A 17,264-nucleotide genomic window follows, 5' to 3' on the forward strand; every position below is an offset into this window, starting at 1 on the left:
GACCTCGATCGCGGACTTCATCAGGGCCAGCGGCCATGAGCGCCGCGTCGACAGATCCCATGAGGGCGGCGCGAGACGGTTAGTCTGGTCTCCGGTGCACGACCTTGAGGATCCTCGCTATGACGCAGATGCCCAGCTCATCGTCTCCGACGCCTGATTACGAGCGCACGCTCGTCCTCGCAATCGAGTTGAGCAACGTGAGTTGGGTCTTGGCCGCTCAGATCCCTGGCTTGCCACGCCTGAAGGCCAAGCGCAGCGTCGCGCCGGCTCCCGAGGCCCTGTTGGCGGCCATCGAAGGTTATCGCGAGCGAGCCCGCGCGGCAGGACGCGACGTCGAACGCGTGATCGCGATCTACGAGGCTGGCTGGTCGGGCTTCTGGCTGGCGCGCTGGCTGGGCATGCGCGGGATTGAGACGCATGTCGTCCAGCCCGCGAGCGTGCCGGTGGATCGCCGGGCGCGGCGCGCCAAGTCCGACGGGATCGATGCCGAACTGCTGCTGCGAACGCTGCTTGCCTGGCTGCGCGGTGAGCCACGCGTGTGCTCGATGGTGCCCGTCCCGAGCGAGGCCGACGAGGACGCCCGACGGTGCGTGCGCGAGCGGACGGAGCTCGTGACCGAGCGGGTCGCCCTGGTGAACCGCATTGGTGCCGTGCTGGCGACGTTGGGCGTGCGCGACTACAACCCCTTGCTGCGGAACCGGCGCGAGCGGCTCGATGCGCTGCGCACCGCGCTCGGGACGCCGCTGCCGGCGCATGCCCGCGCCAAGATCGGACGCCTGCTCGACCGCCTGGATCTGGTGTGCGCGCAGATCACGGCCCTGGAGCGGGAGCGCGACGCCGTCCTCGACCAGGAGGCGCCGGACAGGGCCGGCGCGATGATCCAGCAACTGAGCACGTTGCGCGGCATCGGTGTGCAGAGCGCTACCATCCTGGTGCGCGAGGCGTTCGTGCGCGTGTTCGCCAACGCCAAAGCGCTCGGCGCTTACGCAGGCTTGGCCGCGACCCCCTACAGCAGCGGCGGGACGGTGCGCGAGCAGGGCATCGGGAAGGCCGGGAACCGGCGGCTGCGGACCGTCATGGTCGAACTCGCTTGGCTCTGGCAACGCTATCAGCCCGGCTCCGCCCCGGTGAACTGGTTCCGTACGCGCGTCAGCGGTGCAGGCGCGCGTGGCCGCAAGGTGATGGTGGTGGCCCTGGCGCGCAGGCTCCTCATCGCTCTGTGGCGGTTCGCCACCCAGGGCGTTCTGCCGGAGGGTGCGGTCCTGAAGCCCGCGTCCTGATCGCCTGCGAAGATCGGGTATGAGCCGTCGGTCGGCTCGGCCCTCAGGATCCAAGAGGGCGTCGCCGTTGTCCGGCTTGGCGCACGAACGCCGTCAAATAGTGGCGCCACCCTCCTGGAGCTCTCCCGTCCCGGATGCGGGACAGTGGTGGGACATGTCCCGCCGGATGTGAGGTTTGCAGGGAAGCCCTGCGCTGAAGAGAGCTCCATCTTGGACAACAATTCCCCTGTGCCCCGCAAAGTTCTGGAGGAACCCGCCATGAGGTAGCTTGACGACTGCGCCCTCATGTGAGGCCGGACACATGACTGCACCCCGACCGGGCAGCATCCCTTTCCACTTGCACCGCAGGGGCCGTCCACACATGTCGCAAACTTTTTTTCGGCTCGCCCGCAGGCTATGAGAGAGCGCCGTCAGCTCTCACTTAGGCTTGTATTTCGCCTGCTTGAGCTCCCGAAATGCGACGACAAGGTGCGGAAATTTCAACGCTCAGGCGCGTGGTTGGTCGCTGAAAAAAGGTTGCGACAGGCCCCGCAGGGGAGCCATGAGCGCGCGCCGTCAGTTCTAGCTCTGGGTTGTACTCTGCGCGCTTACGTGCTCGGAAGGCTACTTCAAGCTGCGGAAATTTCGACGCTCACAGGCGTGGTTGGCCGCTGAAAAAAGGTTGCGACAGGCCCCCGACGCTGCTCTCCCCGCCCGCTCCCAGGATCAGATCGCATGACGTCAGGAGTGGTTTGAATCTATGCTTATTCCGACGCTCGGAATAGGGGGTGAATCTGGGCTACGATGAACGTCGGCATTACTGTTCTCGATTGCACCACAATAGATCACTTCGCTTCATGGACCTGCTACAATAAGTCCATGAAGCTCTCCGTATGGACGGAGCATTTCTCACGACCACCCACGCGATCCCAGGCCTACCGGCTACGTGGGGTCGGTATGCTCGGCCTAAGCTTCCGCCTGCTCGTCGTCGAGCGATGCTAGTTCACTGCGCGCCTGAGCGATCAGACGGGCATGCTGGAGTTGGAGGGCCCGACTGTTGGCGCCCAGACCGGCAGAGCTGCGGATTTCCGCCTGCGCCTGTTCGTACTCCTCAAGCCGGGCTTCTAGCTGGCGGCGGCGCTCCGCGATGGTGTGAGGCACTCTGGTATTCCCCTTGTTGTCGTTGCGGCTAGGCCGCCGGAACGGCCAAGCTCGGCGAACCATGGTCATCACTGGGGCGAGAATGCGGCTGGCCGGCTCCGCACGGCCATAAATGGGCGTGTCGCAAACTCGGAGCCGGGACACAGAAGGGGCTCAGCTGTCCCGCTTTCACGCTTTGTTCGCGACGGGAAGCCCGAAGCAGGAGGCGAGGAGCAGTTCTGCTCGCGCACAGTCCACGGACCCGAGAACCTGAAGCCCTTGCGCAGCCACCGTGCAGCAGATGTTTCTCCGCAGTGCGAACCTGCGAGGCCGTCCTGACCCGCGACACGCGCGCTCACACCGGCACGGCATTGACCACCGGTAGCTCATCGAGCCGGGTCGTGTAGCGCGGCATGCGCATCTCGAACTTTGTCGCCCAGGTCCGCTTCCTCTCGAGCCTCGCCCGCGCCGGCACCACGGTGCTGCGTCCGAAACGCCGGTTGCAGGCATCCATCGCCGCCATCAGTGCTCCCGACCGCTCCCGCTCGAGCGCCCCGAAGAGGGCCCGCGGGCTCTCCGCCAGTGGCACGAGGTCGGTCGTGATCACGCCGGCCCTTGCTGTAGCGCCAGGGCGCGCCCGTCGGCTCGCGCCAAGTGCGCTCCACCCCAAGCCGGGTGGCCCTGATCAGCGCAAGGCTGTCATTCGTCGCCTCCGGCAGGTGCACCACCGTTGAGACCGAGCGCATCGGATCGCCCCGGTCGTGCTCGCTCGCGTGGTAAAAGACGGTGAGCTGGGTGGTGGCGAGCCCGTCCCGGCGCAGCTTCTCGCCGAGGCGAGTGGCATGCGCCGCGAGCGCCTGGTCGAGCACGCCTCGCTCGGTGACCCGGCTTGCGAAGCTGCGGGTGACCGCGCAGCCCTTGCGGCGAGCCGGCACGATCTCCAGCGGCAGGCGCGGCCACGGAGTTTGTGGATGATGCGCTCGCCGACCACCGTGAGCGCCTGGCGGGCCGGGCGCGGGTCGAGGTCGCGCAGATCCGCGACTGTATCGATGCCCATCTCCTCGAGCTTGGCGAGCGAGGCGCGGCCGATGCCCCACACCTCGCCGACTGGGTGCCGACGAGCCAAGCGGCGCGCTCGTCCTCGTCCGAGAGATCGCACACGCCCCCTAGCTCGGGGATGCTCTTGGCGATGTGGTTGGCCAGCTTGGCCAGCGTCTTGGTCGGCCCGATCCCGACGCAGGTGGGCAGGCCCGTCCAGCGCCGCACAGTCGAGCGCAGGTCGCGGGCGAGTTCGAGCCTCTCTCGCTCGTGCGCGTCCGAGAGGTCAAGGAAGCTCTCGTCGATCGAGTAAACCTCCACGTCGGGCGCGAAGATCCGGTAGACGGCATTGGCCCTCGCCGACATGTCGCCGTAGAGCGCGTAGTTGCTACTGAATACCCGCACCTTCTCACGGCGGCACAGGTCGCGGAGCTTGAAATACGGCTCGCCCATCTTGATGCCGAGCGCCTTGGCCTCGCTGGTGCGGGCAATGGCGCAGCCGTCGTTATTGCTCAGCACGATCACCGGCACGCCCGTAAGGCGCGGGTCGAACACCCGTTCGCACGAGCAATAGAAGGAGTTGCCGTCGATCAGGGCGAGGGCGCGGCTCATCGCACGGGGCTCGGCCGGACGTGGTGCCAGCGCACCGAGAACAGCAGCACGCCCCAGATCTGACACTCCTCCAGGTCCTCGAGGCCGAAGGCGGGCATCTCGGGGTTGTCGAAGGTGAGTGCGAGGCGGTTGCCGTCGAGCACGAGGCGCTTGAGGCTCATCTCGCCGTTCGCGACCGCAACGACGACGGCGCCCGGGCCGGGGTGGAGGGAGCGGTCGACCACCGCCAGATCCTGGTCATGGATGCCCGCGCCCTTCATGCACCAGCTACGCACGCGCCAGATGAAGGTCGCGGCCGGGTTGGGCGCGAGCCAGCGCGGGAGTTCGAGGGCGCCTTCAATGAAATCCTCGGCCGGGGACGGGAAGCCGGCGCAGAGGGTGGTGCGCATGAACGGGATGCGCACCAGCCCACTCCAGTCTGCTGCCTGCTCGCCGACCCAGTAGAGCCTCACGTCCGCCCTCCGCCCCACTAGAACGAAAAGAGAACAAAGAGGCTGGCGGTTCCGGGGTCAAGGTAACGGCGTTGGCGTCGTGGAGAGTGGGGGTAGCCCGTGACGGAGGGCGGGACGTGCTGTGGTCGGATGAGGAGGCTTGAAACGGCGAGAAGAAACGACGAAAGCCCGGCCGCGCATGAGCGGCGGCCAGGCGAAGGCGAACCAAGGCTCTGCTTGTCAGCCCTGCTCGCCGGGCAGGCGCAGCCCCCCGCCCGTACGCCTTCTCGTAGGCCTCCAGGCGGCGCCGGAGCGCCGTTATGGCCCACTGGATGCGCTTGAGGCGCCAGAGGTGCAGGAGAGAGGCGAGGGGGCTTATGTCCGGCCTCCATGCCAGTCGCACCCGACCGCACTCAGCACCACGGCTGCGCGGGTCGCCACGCGGGCACGCACCTCCTCGGGCGCTGCCTCGCACCCCCGGAGCTGCCACTCGTAGGCCGGGCCAAAGAGATCGCTGATCGCCCGTGTGTCGTGGCGCGCCTCCGCGATCCGAAGGCGCTCCCCCTCGACCCAGGTGCTGTCCTGCTCGAGGAGGAAGTCCGAAGCAGGCTCGGCCACGCCGGTTGGGTTGCCGATGAGGGTGATGCTGCCCCCGATCAGCGGGAGGCTCACCAAGCCGTGCAGGAATGCGCGACGATCGTGCGGGGCGCTCACGGTGGTTCGCCCCCGTGGAAGTCGAAGCCTTGGAAGCTGTCGAAACGACGCGCGAGCGCGCCGGGAGGCGGCGATCGACATAATATAAGGCGACCTCGGTGCGGATACCCAAACGGGTGATGGCGCGGCCCGAGCGGGCAGGGGGGCAGCGGCGCAGATTCAGACCTCGGCACCAGCCGACGCAGCAGGAGATGCGTCAATGGGTGCCTTCGGCCGGCTCTACACCACCTGCCGTTGAGCCGCTGACACAACGTTATCACAGTATAGGGTGGTGTCGATATAGCTCCTGCACGTAAGGCTGGAAAACTGAAGTCGGATCCGGTCGGACCGGGCAAACCAAATTATCTTTTTATCTCAATCGATTGATCGTACCTTGCAGGCTCCCGGAACTGTCCGCACGTCCGACTCAGGCCAAACAGCCTATGACCGATCATGCTAGTTGTACAATACTTACCTCAGGAGATGCTGATATTCTAGACTTTGATATTTAGAAATCTAGAGGCTTAGGAAATGTGAGCGCCACCATCAGAACCTAGAGTGCGCACGTAGAACTTAGAGTGCGCACGTAGAACTTAGAGTGCGGTCAGATCCAGGCTCAATGCCGGAACCGAAAAAGCCCGCCACGGCGGGGCTAGGCTGGCTTGCTGGCTTTCTGGTGCGGAGCGCGTCAGGCTCGAAACTCAACCAGCTTGGCTATGGAAGGGCGGTGATGGGTGGACAGCAGCTCTCTACGCCATTCGCCTGCAATGACCGGGGCTGACCTCTTCCGGACCTTCGGTCTTGTCGCTACAAAGGCCCGCTCCGGAGGAAGGGGCGGATCTGACAGCGGCGGCCGCGTCATCAGCAGGTTCGGGCACATCGGCGACCGGACCTTCGAGAGGGTACAGTTCGGCGCAGGCGACTGCATCGACCAGCGCCTGGCCCCGTCATTGGGCGCCACCGCCCCGGCCGGAATACCGAGCGACATCGCCGTCTTGCCATCGGCGTGAGGTCTCGGAAGCGATGGGAGCCGCGCATATGCAGGGATACGGAACTTCGTTCGGCATCGGGTTCGTGGCGGGCATGCGCAGCATGACGGCCTGTGCCGCACTGACATGGGCCGTTCGAAAGGTCGGACCCGCGGGACGCGGTCCCTGCCGGTCCCATTGCAAGCGCCCTCGCTACGACGGCTGCCCTGGCTGAGATGGCCGACGACATCGAGTTGGCCGTGGCCCGCTTCGCCGCCTCAAGACTCTGCGCGGCCTCACACCCTACGAGTTCATCTGCCAAGCCTGGACGAAAGCGCCCGAACGCTTCAGGCTCGATCCGTCACGTCACATGGCGGGACCTAACATCTAAGTTCCCATCCTTGGTCCAGCCGGATCTTACGCCCGGTGGCTGCATTCGCATGAATAAGGGCCCAGTACCCAATGCCACACAGCATACTCGAGCCTCTCGCGAAGTACGTATCCGGCACGGTGAGGACCGGCGAGGGTGCTGCCCGCAATTTGAGAACGGGCCTGTGGAACGGGTCAGCGGACATCGAGACGATAGCGGCCGTGGAATGCCTCACCGCGTCGGATGTGGAAAACGCGGTGCGGATCGCAAGCGACTACAATGCCCACGTTTCCGTCATGGGCGGCGGACACGACTGGACCGCCCGGTCGGTGTGCCGGAACGGGATCACGCTGGATCTGCGATCGCTGAATAAGACGAGGGTGAACCGGGAGCGCGCAACGCTTTCCATCGAGGGCGGCGCCATTGTTCAGAACGTTCTCGACTGTCTGCCGGACGATATGGCTTTCGTCGCAGGTGTCCATAGCCAGGTCGGTGTGTCGGGGCTGACGCTCGGGGGCGGCTACGGCAAGCTCAACTCCCGCTTCGGCTTGGCGGCCGACACTCTGCAACGCGCCGAGGTGGTTCTGGCCGATGGGACGAACATCGTTGCAAGTGCCGACGAGAACCCGGACCTCTTCTGGGCGCTACGCGGAGCCGGAAAGAACTTCGCCATCCTCACCTCGGCCGAGTTCGCGCTCTTTCCGCTGGAAAAGGTCTTAAACGCGAAGGTTTTCATTCCCCTTGCACAGGCCAGAGCCAGTCTACGGGTGGTGCAGGATATCCTCGACGAGGCGGGAGACAACCTCAGCACGTTCTCGGCCTTCACTGCCGTGCCGAACCAAGGCTTCGGCTTGGTTCTGGAGCCTTTATGGAGCGGTAGGAAGCAGAGAGGTGAACACTATCTTGGCCTTTTATCCCGCCTGGAGGGGGCGACCGTCCTGGTCAAGAGCTGGGTCGTCTACAGGGACATCTATGATGCAAGTTCCGATGCTGCTTGGCCGGACGGACAGGGCTATCGGATGGACGCCCACAACATTGCAAGACTGACGCCGGAGGTGATCGACGTTACCGTGGAGTGCGCCCGGCGCTCGCCGTCGGAAAAGAACTGCATCATGCTGCACGACTTTCGTGGCGCGGCCGCACGTGTTCCTACGGAAGCGACCGCGTTTCCATTCCGGTTCAACCACTTCAACATGCAGATTGTCGCTCGATGGGAGCCCGGCCGATCGGACGAGGAGGCCAAGGGCAGGCAATGGATCGAGCACATCAGGGCGGTGTTGAATCCCTTGAGCACGCGTGGGGGTTACCCGAGTGTACTGGGTCTCGACAGCCACGATCGAGCCAGGGCGTTCTATGGCGAGGCCATCGAGGCTTTGACCGTGATCAAGCGCAAGTACGATCTCGAAAACCGTTTCTCGGCAGATTTCGGTCTGTTCTGAACCAGGGAGTAACCGCTTGTCAGAGGCGAGCTGGCTACCGGGTCGAAGCAGGCTTTGAAGGGGCCTGTTCCCTGACAGCCGATCAGCAGGAAAGCAGAGCTTATGACGAAGACGAGCGAATTGTCCGGCAAGGACGTTCAGGGTGTTGCGACGCGTGTTGCGAACGGTTTGCCGGACGTGACGCAGACCCAAGCCTTTGGTCCGGGCTACGAGGTGTTCAAGGTGCGGGGCAAGGTCTTCGCCATGACCACCGAGGTGCTAGGTGAAAAGATCCTGACTGTGAAGTGTGATCCAGACCGAGCACAAATGCTCTGCGACACGCATGAGAGCATCAACCCAGGCTACCACATGAACAAGCGTCACTGGATCTCGCTCGGCGGCGGGCCAAAGATTGATCGCGAGCTAGTCGAAGATTTGGTGAGGTCCGCATACGAACTCGTCGTGGAGAGCTTACCGAAGGCCGATCGACCGAAGCGAGCGGAGTGATCCCGCCGCGCCATCGTTTAGCGGGCCATAAGGTATAGAAGTTCTAATGCGGCATCCGATCAGTTTGCATCATATCCGGCGGCGGAGATGTAGGTGCGGCACTCGGTTGGGTGGAGGCGAGCTAGCATCTGTCCGCTTCTGCATCATGAGCGGACCTCTGGCGCGCAAGGTTGCAGGTCCGGAAATGTGAAGGTTTTCGGATGGCGGCCCTGATGCGAGAGTTGGGCACGGACTGAGGGCCGGCGTTCGAAAATCTTCAGGGGAGGAAGCCGCGGGGGCGCCGCGACGCTGAAGGTGGTGCGCGCGCTATGGGGATTTTAGGGCGCAGCGGTTGCGATGGCGCTCGTTCATGGCGCTGACCGGGCGCGATCCCAGGGCGCAGGTCGGCCTTCGTGACCGTGCATCGCGGTCGCGACGAGGGCTGCGGACGGTGTTGGACGGGGCAACCTGATCGAGAACGAGCATCCCGGCGCGAGCGAACCCGAGGCGGGCCGGTGATCCCGCGGTCTCTCGACTGGCGGTCGTGATCAGGCTCGGGGCTGCGCTCATGACGTGTTGATCCGAACGGCGCTTGGGCGCAGCTTCGGGACCTCGCCCCGGCGAAAGTGCTCGATGACGAGGAGGCGTCCGCCGCAGCACGGGCAGGCCGGTCCCGTAGGTGGGCCGGTCATGGCGGCGGGTTCGGGCTTGGCCGCGCACGGAGCCTGCATCGGCTCGAGCAGGCTCCTGATCCGAGTGATGTTGGCAGCCCGCGTGCCGCTGGCGAACAGGCCGTCGTGGCGGATGCGGTGGAAGCCGTCAGGCAGCACGTGGAGCAGGAAGCGGCGGATGAACTCATCCGGGGCCAGCGTCATGGTCTTGATCCACTCGCGACCCTTCGCGCCATCCCGAACCCGGTAGTCCTTCCAGCGGAACGTGACGCCGCGCTCGTCGAGCGAGATCAGCCGGCTGTTGGCGATGGCGACCCGGTGGGTGTAGCGCGACAGGTAGTTGTTTGGTCGCGGAACATTGTTGGGCTCAGGTGCGTTGGGCAATTGAGGAGCAGGCCTGGCGCTTCGAGCCCTCACGGCGCTCCTCCTCCAGGTGGGCGCGCTGATGCTCGCAATCCATCCCAATGCCCGCACCACCCCAGCCGTGCGCGCTAAAATCGCCCGCTCGACCGAACCTTCCGGCGTTGTCAGGCGACACGGCAAACTAACCCCCTGACGCCATGAGGAGCTGACCCCCTCGATGAGCGAGGAGGTCGGCATGATGAACGAGGAGGATCACCGGACATGGTGCTGCGCGAGCGCCTGGAGGCGAAACCTGAGCTGGCCAAGCCTGCCACCAAGCCGCCTGACCCAAACGCACTCCCGAAAGCGCTCAAGGTTGTTGCGGCTGCCAAGGAGGTTTCGCATTCAGACAACTAGTCTGCGTTTTTCCAGCGGATGCGGTGTGCCTCGCACTGGTAGCGCTCGAACGGCAGCAGCTCGCGCGTGATGAGGCCTTCCGCCTCCAGCTCGTGCACGGCCTGCCGCTCGGCCGGGTCGGCCCATTCCTCTTGAATGAGCGTGCGCCCTGCGCGCAGGCCCTTGATCATCTCTTGCTTCGTTATGGGCGAGTCCTCCGATTGCGCGTTTCGCGGATAAGGCGGGCCTTTCCTCCGCACTCAGGCGTTCAGCGCCAGCCAGAGGCGCTGTGTTATGGTCATCTTGAGGAGGATCTCGCCGAGTGCGTAGCCTTCCTCGTCGCCCCGCTCTCGCGCGAAGTCTTGACCCTGGCGCACATGGGCGTCTGTGAGGTTAATGTCATCTAAGACGACGTGTAGTGCGCCCCATGAGGGTTCTCGCGCGTGATAGGACCGAAATCTATCGAGCACGTCGGGGATGGTTGGCCTGTCCATGCTGTGTCCTTTCGGGTCAGTGAGCGGTCGGCGCGTCGAGGGCGGCCACGCCGGCCGGCGTGATCGCGTAGACCGGCCCGTCATCCCCGGGTGCCGGCGACACCAGGCCGCGATCCTTCAAGTTGAGGAACAAGAGATGGGCGGCCATGGGCTGATCGTCTCGCTCATCGCTAAGTCCTTCATCCATACTAATCCAGCCGTCTCATTCACGCTGATCAGGGGATTAGGTTTTCGGCTGGGGAAGGTGTGGAAAGTGAGCCACGCGGACCGCATTGCGATGCCAGCGCGCATAGATTTCGCACCACTCCGCGTTGGGATACAGCAACGACTGTGGGGCGGAGTTGATCAGTTGGCGCAAACGACTGTTCTCGTCCTCCAGACGCGCCATATCCGCTTGAACTGATTGTTTGTCCGTCATCCTCATCTCCTTGATTGGTTGTGTTCCCCTTGGCCGGATCGCGTAGCTGCTTCCACCGCTCGCGCGATGCGGCTCAACTCAAGGCCGATACAGAACAAAATCCCGGCAATGCCGGCGAGCAGGAGGTCCGTCATAGTTTTCTCCAGTTGGAATGCTCATGCCTCCGCCCTGTCCGTGCTACGGAAGCCACTCGTCCAAAACCTTGGCGGCCTCTCGGTCGCGCTCACTGACGTCCGTACCCACGTCGGCGCGGGCGGTGGGCCCCTGCGGCGGTCGCGATGGGCCTGTCGCAAACGCGGATAGGCCACGTTCACGGGTCGTTAGGCATACCCGCCCAGCTTGCCGCCTCCGCCAGCTTGCCGCCTCCGCTCGGAGCCGGCCCATGATCCTGAACGCCCTTTCCCTCAAGCTGAAGAGACAGGCCCGTGGAGCCTTCAAGGACCGGCACTGCTTTGAAGGGTTTCTGGATGAAGCGTTCACGGTGTACTCCTGAACTCGGGTTAGGCTTGGTTGGTGGCGGCCTCCGCCGCTGCCGGACCTCTGCGCAAGCGAGGTGCCAAATGCTTCTGGAGTAGTTTTGCTATTGAGATCAGTCCGTTAGTGGAACCGCCGGTGATTGGCGGAAACTTCACTCAGCTGTCGGGAATCTGACAATGTCCGACAGCGGCGGGGCAGGAGGGAGATGACCTCGACTTTCGCGTGAGGTCATTGGCGTGCGGCTGCGGCAACGGCCGAGGGGAGGGGGCGGGATCCGGATCTGACGCGGAACATCCCTCACCCGCACGGACTTGCGCCTTCACACGTCGCTGTGTGCGCATCGCCTCGCTCCGCGTGCGGACAGAGGGCTCAGCCGAGCTTGTCGTCGCGATGGGGTATGGCGAGGGCCGCGCCCGCACGGCCGAGGCGAAACCTCACCAGCAAGGGCCGCGCCAGCTGCGACGCAGCGCGCCGTGTCGGGTGAAGCCCCCGGCAGGTCGCTCGGCCTGCACGGCCTCGATCACGACCTTCACGTCGGCCGGAGCGGCCCCTCAAGGCGCGGAGGTCACGAGGATGTCCGCGCCCGCCGCGTAGAGGCCGCGGCGTTCGCGACGGTCACGCCACAGGCCGCCGCGATCCGCGGCCCGCCGCCCCTGGCGCCATGGCCAGGGCCTGCACGGCGGTGCCCGTCTCCGGCGCGCACTTCTCGCTTTGCAGGATGGCGGGCCGCCGCCTCGCCCTGCATGGTGGGATTGCTTTTCAGCTGTGTAGCTTGGGGCCAAACGGGACCGGCTCAACATGCCTGTGGCGCGGACCCGACAAACCCGACGGACGCTGTCGGATGGCGTTGCCGAGGGCCCGCGGGCTCTCCGTCAGCGGCACGAGGTCGGTCGTGATCACGCCGGCCTTGCTGTAGCGCCAGGGCGCCCCGACTGGATCACGGCACGTGCGTTCTACCCCGAGCCGGGCAGCCTTGATCAGCGCCAGCGTGTCGTTCGTGGCTTCCGGCAGATGCACCACCGTCGACACCGAGCGCATCGGGTCGCCCCGGTCCCGCCCGGCGGCACCCGGGACGGCCAGTTCCTGCCGTGCGGGATCAGGTGGGTGGTCGAGCGGTTGTTCGCCTGGTTGAGCCGCTACCGCCAGCTCAACACCGTGTACGACCGCCAGCCGGATCTCTTCGCGGCGCACATCTGGATTGCCATGATCTCCATCATCTCACGACAGATGTTCGCTCATGCCCAGGCGCAGCAAGTAGTTTAATTGCGTACAGCTTCTTACAGCATTTTCAGCTTAATCCTGATCGCGTCTCGCAAGGTGAGGCCGCGGGCGCGCCGGCAGGCTGCGACGGGTGCAGCCCAGGAAACGATCAAGGCTGACCCGGATTTCACTGAAAATGCTCTAGTCATCCGACAACGGACACTCGACAATCACGGTCCTTGGCGCCTCTTCACTGCCCGTTCTCCACTTCATGCGACAGAGAAGACGCTCAGAGGTGGCCGAGCAAGGATCTCGCTGAGGATGGAGAGGGCATCGGACAGCTCGCTCAGATCGTCCGGCGCACCTAGGCAGACGCGAACGGCACCCGGATCGTCGTCATCGACAGTGGAGGCGGTTGGAGGCGTGACGAGGATGCCCTGTCCGCGTGCCGCCGATGTGAAACGCGATGCGGACCATTCCTGCGGCAAGGGCAGCCAGGCGTAGAAGGGCGGATGCTCCAGCTTGTCCGCATATGGAAAGAACTTCGCAAAGAGGCGATACCGCTCGGTTGCCTGCCGCCTCCGCTCACGAATCAGCTCATCGAGCTTGCCGCTCTCGATGAGACGAACTGCAAGGTCACTCAAGATGGGCGCAGCGAACCACGACGAGGCGTGGACAAATATTTCAGCCCGATCCCTGAAAGCCGGAGGAACCGAGAGAGTCCCGAGCCGGAAACCTGGCGCGACACACTTCGAGTAGGACGTCGTATAGAAGCTTCTTTCGGGAAGAAGCGCGGCTATCGGGCGGGGCCTTTCAGGATAGAAGAAACTGTAGACGTCGTCCTCGATAATGAGGAGGTCCAGTTTTTCGGCCAGTTCGGCGATGCGCTTTCGCCGCCGAAGGCTCATCGTCCGCGCTGTCGGACTCTGCAGGGTTGGCATGGAGTAATAGACGCGGGCACCCGAATCCCGGCACGCTGCCTCTAAGGCGTCAGGATCGGTGCCTTCATCGTCGAGGTCGACGGGCACGAGCGTGAGCGAGTTCGCGACTGCGATCGCCTTGAAGCCCGAATAGGTGAGCCGATCGACAAGGATTTTGTCGCCGGGCTGTGCAACGAGACGCACAGCGATGTCGAGGGCATGCTGGGCGCCGTTGCACAGGAACAGCAGCGCGGGATCAACGCTGAACGCATCATCGGAAATGGAGCGGGCCATGACTTCGCGATGACGCCCGATGCCTGAATGAGGATGAAAATCGAGCAGTGGCGCCAGTTCTCGCGGACGGTAGACATCGCTCAGGAGCCCCGAGAGAAACTCCGCCTCACGGCCATGAGCCGGCACGTTGAGGGCCATGTTGACGGCTTGTCGCGCGACCGCGCCGGCCGCGCCGGCCGGTGCGCGTCTGCGCACGAAAGTCCCTTGCCCGACATGGCTGCTGACGATGCCGCGTTGCTCCGCCTCTTGATACGCCTTGCTGACGGTACCGACTGACAATCCGAGTTGCACAGCCAGCTCACGATGCGGCGGGAGGCGCGAGCCGTCGACGAGACGGTTCTCCGCCACGTCCTGCTCAAGTGCATTTACCAGAGCAAGGTAGCGCGGACCTTCCGACGACAGCTCCCGGGGCAGCCAGCCGAAAAACTTGGTCTTCTCCGAGGCCATAAAGCAATCTTCCCTGCGCTGATCTATCAACCGTAATTCCAGCTTTGGCGACCACGTGTGACCAATGTATAAGCTCTCCGTCCTTACGGGTTCGGGCAGGTAGCATCAATGGCGGGGCTGAGCCAATCGCTCTCCATGATGTCTGGCATACACAGCTTCACCCCTCGAGCGCAGGAGGAACGCGGCAGCAAGATCCGAAATTGTCATTGACCGGGCCTGATGCAAGATGGGGCGGCCCCATGAATGTACCAGGTCAAAGCGTCGGAGGTGAAGCGCTTGTTCAACCGTTTCGACGGAGATCTGCGCGGCCACCCCGCACTTGCCCCCAGACCTACCTGACGCCATACGGCGTCAGGGGGATGCGAGGGCGCCGGCCCGCGACGATGTCGGAAATCAAGGCGGCGGTCATCGGCGCCCCGCTGATTCCGAGGTGACCATGACCTGTCGCGAACAAGATGGCGGGGTTCTTCGGATGCGGTCCGATGACGGGCAGGCTGTCCGGAGTTGACGGACGGATGCCCATCCACCGTCGCACTGTACTGACTTGAAGGTCCGGCAGCATGCGGCGGGCTGCCACAAGAAGCTTGTCCGTTTGGCTATCCCTGAACGGCGCGTCGGGCCTGTCGAATTCCGCTATGCCGACCACTCGCAATTCTTCTGAGAGAGGGGTTGCGACGATGGCCGAGCCCGTGTCGGTGACGGGGCGGCTGATGGCGCCAGCGACATCCGACAACGCCACATGATAGCCTCGCTCACTCGTCAGGGACAAGGACACGTCAAGGCTCCTCGCCAAATCACGGCTGGCGATGCCAGCGGCGATTACGACGATGTCGCAGCGATGGGGACCAGACGTGGTATGGAGCGTCACGGCCTCGGATCCCGGCTCGATAGACAAGACGCGCGCGTGTTGCACCTTCGTGTCGAACGATGCGGCGCGCGCTTCTAAACGCTCCACCAGCGTCACCGGAGCATCGACATAACCGCTCCCCGGGAAGAAGATGCCGCGCTGGTAGTCCTTCGACAGATTCGGCTCTAGTTCCCGGATGTCTTCCGCGGACACCTCCTGAAAGGCCGCGCCGTGGCTCATCCGCAAGCGCTCGATCTGATCGTCGAGTTTGCCGGGTGTCGAGTCCCGGTAGACATGGAGAGCACCACTGGGCCGGAAGACTTTAACCCACTCGGCATCACCCAGCAGATCCTTGAACAGTTCGGCACATGGCGCGTTGAGCGCGTTGAGAGCAGTGTATGTTTTCTCCCATCTCTTCGGATGGCCCGTCTGAATGAACCGCAGGAGCCATCCGATGTTCCGAGGAAGCTCTCGGGCAGCAAAATGTATGGGTCCGTTCTTGTCGGCGAGCCATCGCAGGGCGCGCCACGTCACCCCCGGATAGGACATCGGCAGCGAGGTGCCGGCGTTGTATTGGGCACCGTTGCCCCAGGAACAACCATGACCGACTTTGCCTTCCTCGAAGACCGTCACGCGATGGCCTTCCCTGGAGAGCGAGAGGGCGCAGCTGATGCCGATGAGCCCTCCTCCCACCACAGCAACGGATCTCGCTTGTACCATTCCATATCTTCCCGAGATGAGGGCGAGTCTGTTCGAAGAGAGGAGCTCTTCTGCTCCTCGATTAAACGGACTCGCGCCGGCGCCTTCGGTCGACGGAAGATTCTCCCGACGTAGGCAGAACCACGTCGCGCACTCAGACCTGAAGGTGACCTACGTACTTCTTATTCATGTAGGCCTCCAGACCTTCGATCCCACCTTCACGCCCCCACCCGCTATCTCCGATGCCGCCGAAGGGCGTCTCAGGGATCGTAACGACCATCTGGTTGATCCCGATCACGCCGACGGCGAGCTCTTCGGAGATGCGGTTCGCCGTCGCCGAGGAACTCGTGAAAGCATAGCCGGCCAGGCCGTAGGGCAGCGAATTCGCCCGCGCGAGCGCGTGGCCGATGTCTTCGACCGGCTGCACGAGGGCGAGCGGGCCGAACGGTTCGTGCGACATCGCCTTCGCGTGGTCCGGAATGTCCGCGAGGATGGTGGGCTTGTACATGAGCCCGACTCCGTCGATACGCTCTCCGCCGACGATGAGCCGAGCCTGGTGCGAGAGGGCATCCGAAATCAGGTCGTCAATGGCAGCGACGCGGCGGGCGTTCGCGACAGGTCCGACCGTCGTCTCGGGCTTCAACCCGTCGCCGATCACCTGCTTCTCGACGAGGGCGCGTGCGTGCTCCAGGTACTCTTCGTAAGCGGGGCGTTCCACGAAGAAGCGCGTCGGCGACGTGCAAACCTGCCCCGTGTTACGTAGCTTGATCGCCATCGACAGCTCGGCGGCGCGACGGATATCGGCGTCCTTCGCGACAATGACAGGGGCGTGTCCGCCGAGCTCCATCGTGGCGAGCGTCAGCGTCTCTCCTGCGATGCGCGCAAGATGGCGGCCAACGGTGGTCGACCCGGTGAACGAGATCTTCCGGATCACAGGAGATCTCAGAAGATATTCCGAAACTTCCGCGGGGTTGCCGAACACGACGTTAAGCACGCCATCGGGCAGGCCGGCATCGGTAAGCGCGCGCGCTATCTCTAGCGTCGTGCCCGGAGTTTCCTCCGCCGGCTTGATGATGCAGGTGCACCCCGCTGCGAGAGCAGGCGCGATCTTGCGCGCCGGGGTTACGGCCGGGAAGTTCCACGGGGTGAAACAGGCGACGGGACCGACCGGCTCCTGCGTCACGGTTTGAAGCATGCCGGCGAGGCGGGCTGGGATGATGCGCCCGTAACTCCGCCGTCCTTCTTCGGCGAACCAATCAAAGAACTCTGCCGCAGCGGTGATCTCGCCCTTGGCCTCCGCGAGGGTCTTCCCCTCCTCAAGCGTCAGCACGGTCGCGATGTGGTCGAGCCGCTCGCGCACGAGGTCAGCAGCGCGACGCAGGATCTGGCCCCGCTCGTAGGGCGAAGTGCGCTTCCAGCCGCCGAAAGCGCGATCCGCCGCCGCGAGCGCTCGATCCAGCTCCGGCCGACCGGCGTGAGGCAACGTACCGAGCGGCTGCTCGGTTGCGGGATTGAGAACCACTTCGCTGCCAGCACTGGTTTCTTCAATCCATTCGCCATCAATGAGCAGGGCCAATTTCGTATACATAGCGGTCCTTTAGAAAGTGCGGGCTTTCGCACGCGAATGCCGATCGGATACGAGCC

General features: G+C 64.2%; 14 protein-coding genes and 7 pseudogenes. 8 read left to right on the forward strand and 13 right to left on the reverse strand.

The features are described 5' to 3' along the window. The first annotated feature begins 119 nt into the window (after nt 1-119). Complete coding sequence (locus MNOD_RS18610) at nt 120-1,280, forward strand: IS110-like element ISMno25 family transposase (protein WP_015930483.1); 1,161 nt, start codon at nt 120-122, stop codon at nt 1,278-1,280. Nucleotides 1,281-2,225: 945 nt separating this feature from the next. Here the strand turns inward: MNOD_RS18610 and MNOD_RS18615 are convergent. The 5 genes and pseudogenes from MNOD_RS18615 to MNOD_RS18630 form a co-directional block, all read right to left on the reverse strand. Next, nucleotides 2,226-2,420, reverse strand: coding sequence for a hypothetical protein (locus MNOD_RS18615; protein ID WP_043749008.1), 195 nt, complete (start codon nt 2,418-2,420; stop codon nt 2,226-2,228). A 168-nt stretch (nt 2,421-2,588) separates the two neighbouring features. Beyond that, nucleotides 2,589-2,698 (reverse strand): annotated as a pseudogene (locus MNOD_RS46835) (IS6 family transposase); the annotation flags it as partial. Between the two features lie 56 nt (nt 2,699-2,754). Continuing rightward, nucleotides 2,755-4,049, reverse strand: a pseudogene (locus MNOD_RS18620) (Y-family DNA polymerase). Continuing rightward, complete coding sequence (locus MNOD_RS18625; protein WP_015930485.1) at nt 4,046-4,501, reverse strand: LexA family protein; 456 nt, start codon at nt 4,499-4,501, stop codon at nt 4,046-4,048. Before MNOD_RS18625 ends, MNOD_RS18620 begins: the two are co-directional and overlap by 4 nt. A gap of 354 nt (nt 4,502-4,855) precedes the next feature. Beyond that, nucleotides 4,856-5,194 (reverse strand): hypothetical protein, encoded by a 339-nt coding sequence (locus MNOD_RS18630; RefSeq protein WP_015930486.1) that lies wholly within the window; start codon nt 5,192-5,194, stop codon nt 4,856-4,858. 1,218 nt (nt 5,195-6,412) lie between these two features. Here MNOD_RS18630 and MNOD_RS46840 point away from each other — a divergent pair. The 3 genes and pseudogenes from MNOD_RS46840 to MNOD_RS18645 form a co-directional block, all read left to right on the forward strand. Further along, nucleotides 6,413-6,532 (forward strand): annotated as a pseudogene (locus MNOD_RS46840) (IS481 family transposase); the annotation flags it as partial. A gap of 200 nt (nt 6,533-6,732) precedes the next feature. Further along, nucleotides 6,733-7,950, forward strand: coding sequence for an FAD-binding oxidoreductase (locus MNOD_RS18640; RefSeq protein ID WP_198157523.1), 1,218 nt, complete (start codon nt 6,733-6,735; stop codon nt 7,948-7,950). 102 nt (nt 7,951-8,052) lie between these two features. Further along, entirely contained in the window at nt 8,053-8,436 is a 384-nt protein-coding gene (locus MNOD_RS18645; protein ID WP_015930488.1) for an MmcQ/YjbR family DNA-binding protein, read from the forward strand. Between the two features lie 545 nt (nt 8,437-8,981). Here the strand turns inward: MNOD_RS18645 and MNOD_RS18650 are convergent. Beyond that, nucleotides 8,982-9,425, reverse strand: a pseudogene (locus tag MNOD_RS18650) (transposase); the annotation flags it as partial. Between the two features lie 103 nt (nt 9,426-9,528). Between MNOD_RS18650 and MNOD_RS50685 the strand changes: the two are divergent. Both MNOD_RS50685 and MNOD_RS50005 read left to right on the forward strand, forming a co-directional pair. Beyond that, nucleotides 9,529-9,627 (forward strand): annotated as a pseudogene (locus MNOD_RS50685) (IS481 family transposase); the annotation flags it as partial. A 74-nt stretch (nt 9,628-9,701) separates the two neighbouring features. Then, nucleotides 9,702-9,845: pseudogene (locus MNOD_RS50005) on the forward strand (IS481 family transposase); the annotation flags it as partial. Here MNOD_RS50005 and MNOD_RS46850 read toward each other — a convergent pair. The 3 genes from MNOD_RS46850 to MNOD_RS46855 all read right to left on the reverse strand — a co-directional run bounded on the left by MNOD_RS46850 (nt 9,842) and on the right by MNOD_RS46855 (nt 10,736). Then, the gene (locus tag MNOD_RS46850) at nt 9,842-10,015 is read right to left on the reverse strand and encodes a hypothetical protein (protein ID WP_015930489.1); all 174 of its coding nucleotides are present in this window, start codon (nt 10,013-10,015) and stop codon (nt 9,842-9,844) included. The pseudogene MNOD_RS50005 and the gene MNOD_RS46850 sit on opposite strands and share 4 nt — an antisense overlap. Before the next feature lie 319 nt (nt 10,016-10,334). Beyond that, on the reverse strand, nt 10,335-10,466 hold the full coding sequence (locus tag MNOD_RS50010) for a hypothetical protein (RefSeq protein WP_015930491.1): 132 nt from the start codon (nt 10,464-10,466) through the stop codon (nt 10,335-10,337). A gap of 75 nt (nt 10,467-10,541) precedes the next feature. Beyond that, nucleotides 10,542-10,736, reverse strand: a complete 195-nt coding sequence (locus tag MNOD_RS46855; RefSeq protein ID WP_015930492.1) for a hypothetical protein — start codon at nt 10,734-10,736, stop codon at nt 10,542-10,544. 382 nt (nt 10,737-11,118) lie between these two features. Here MNOD_RS46855 and MNOD_RS50690 point away from each other — a divergent pair. Beyond that, nucleotides 11,119-11,202 (forward strand): annotated as a pseudogene (locus MNOD_RS50690) (IS6 family transposase); the annotation flags it as partial. Between the two features lie 770 nt (nt 11,203-11,972). Here MNOD_RS50690 and MNOD_RS45730 read toward each other — a convergent pair. Continuing rightward, complete coding sequence (locus tag MNOD_RS45730) at nt 11,973-12,251, reverse strand: hypothetical protein (RefSeq protein ID WP_050783368.1); 279 nt, start codon at nt 12,249-12,251, stop codon at nt 11,973-11,975. A 66-nt stretch (nt 12,252-12,317) separates the two neighbouring features. On the opposite strand from MNOD_RS45730, the gene MNOD_RS45735 reads away from it, so the two are divergent. After that, nucleotides 12,318-12,476: a hypothetical protein gene (locus MNOD_RS45735; protein WP_244424532.1), complete on the forward strand. Its 159-nt coding sequence runs from the start codon at nt 12,318-12,320 to the stop codon at nt 12,474-12,476. 206 nt (nt 12,477-12,682) lie between these two features. On the opposite strand, the gene MNOD_RS18670 is transcribed toward MNOD_RS45735, so the two are convergent. The 3 genes from MNOD_RS18670 to MNOD_RS18680 form a co-directional block, all read right to left on the reverse strand. Next, the gene (locus MNOD_RS18670; protein WP_015930494.1) at nt 12,683-14,074 is read right to left on the reverse strand and encodes an aminotransferase-like domain-containing protein; all 1,392 of its coding nucleotides are present in this window, start codon (nt 14,072-14,074) and stop codon (nt 12,683-12,685) included. A 331-nt stretch (nt 14,075-14,405) separates the two neighbouring features. Further along, complete coding sequence (locus tag MNOD_RS18675) at nt 14,406-15,641, reverse strand: NAD(P)/FAD-dependent oxidoreductase (protein ID WP_015930495.1); 1,236 nt, start codon at nt 15,639-15,641, stop codon at nt 14,406-14,408. Nucleotides 15,642-15,774: 133 nt separating this feature from the next. After that, nucleotides 15,775-17,208 carry an NAD-dependent succinate-semialdehyde dehydrogenase gene (locus MNOD_RS18680; protein ID WP_015930496.1) on the reverse strand — a complete coding sequence of 478 codons (1,434 nt, stop codon included), beginning with the start codon at nt 17,206-17,208 and terminating at the stop codon, nt 15,775-15,777. Nucleotides 17,209-17,264: the final 56 nt, after the last annotated feature.

The sequence above is a fragment of the Methylobacterium nodulans ORS 2060 genome, from assembly GCF_000022085.1.
GTDB lineage: Bacteria > Pseudomonadota > Alphaproteobacteria > Rhizobiales > Beijerinckiaceae > Methylobacterium > Methylobacterium nodulans.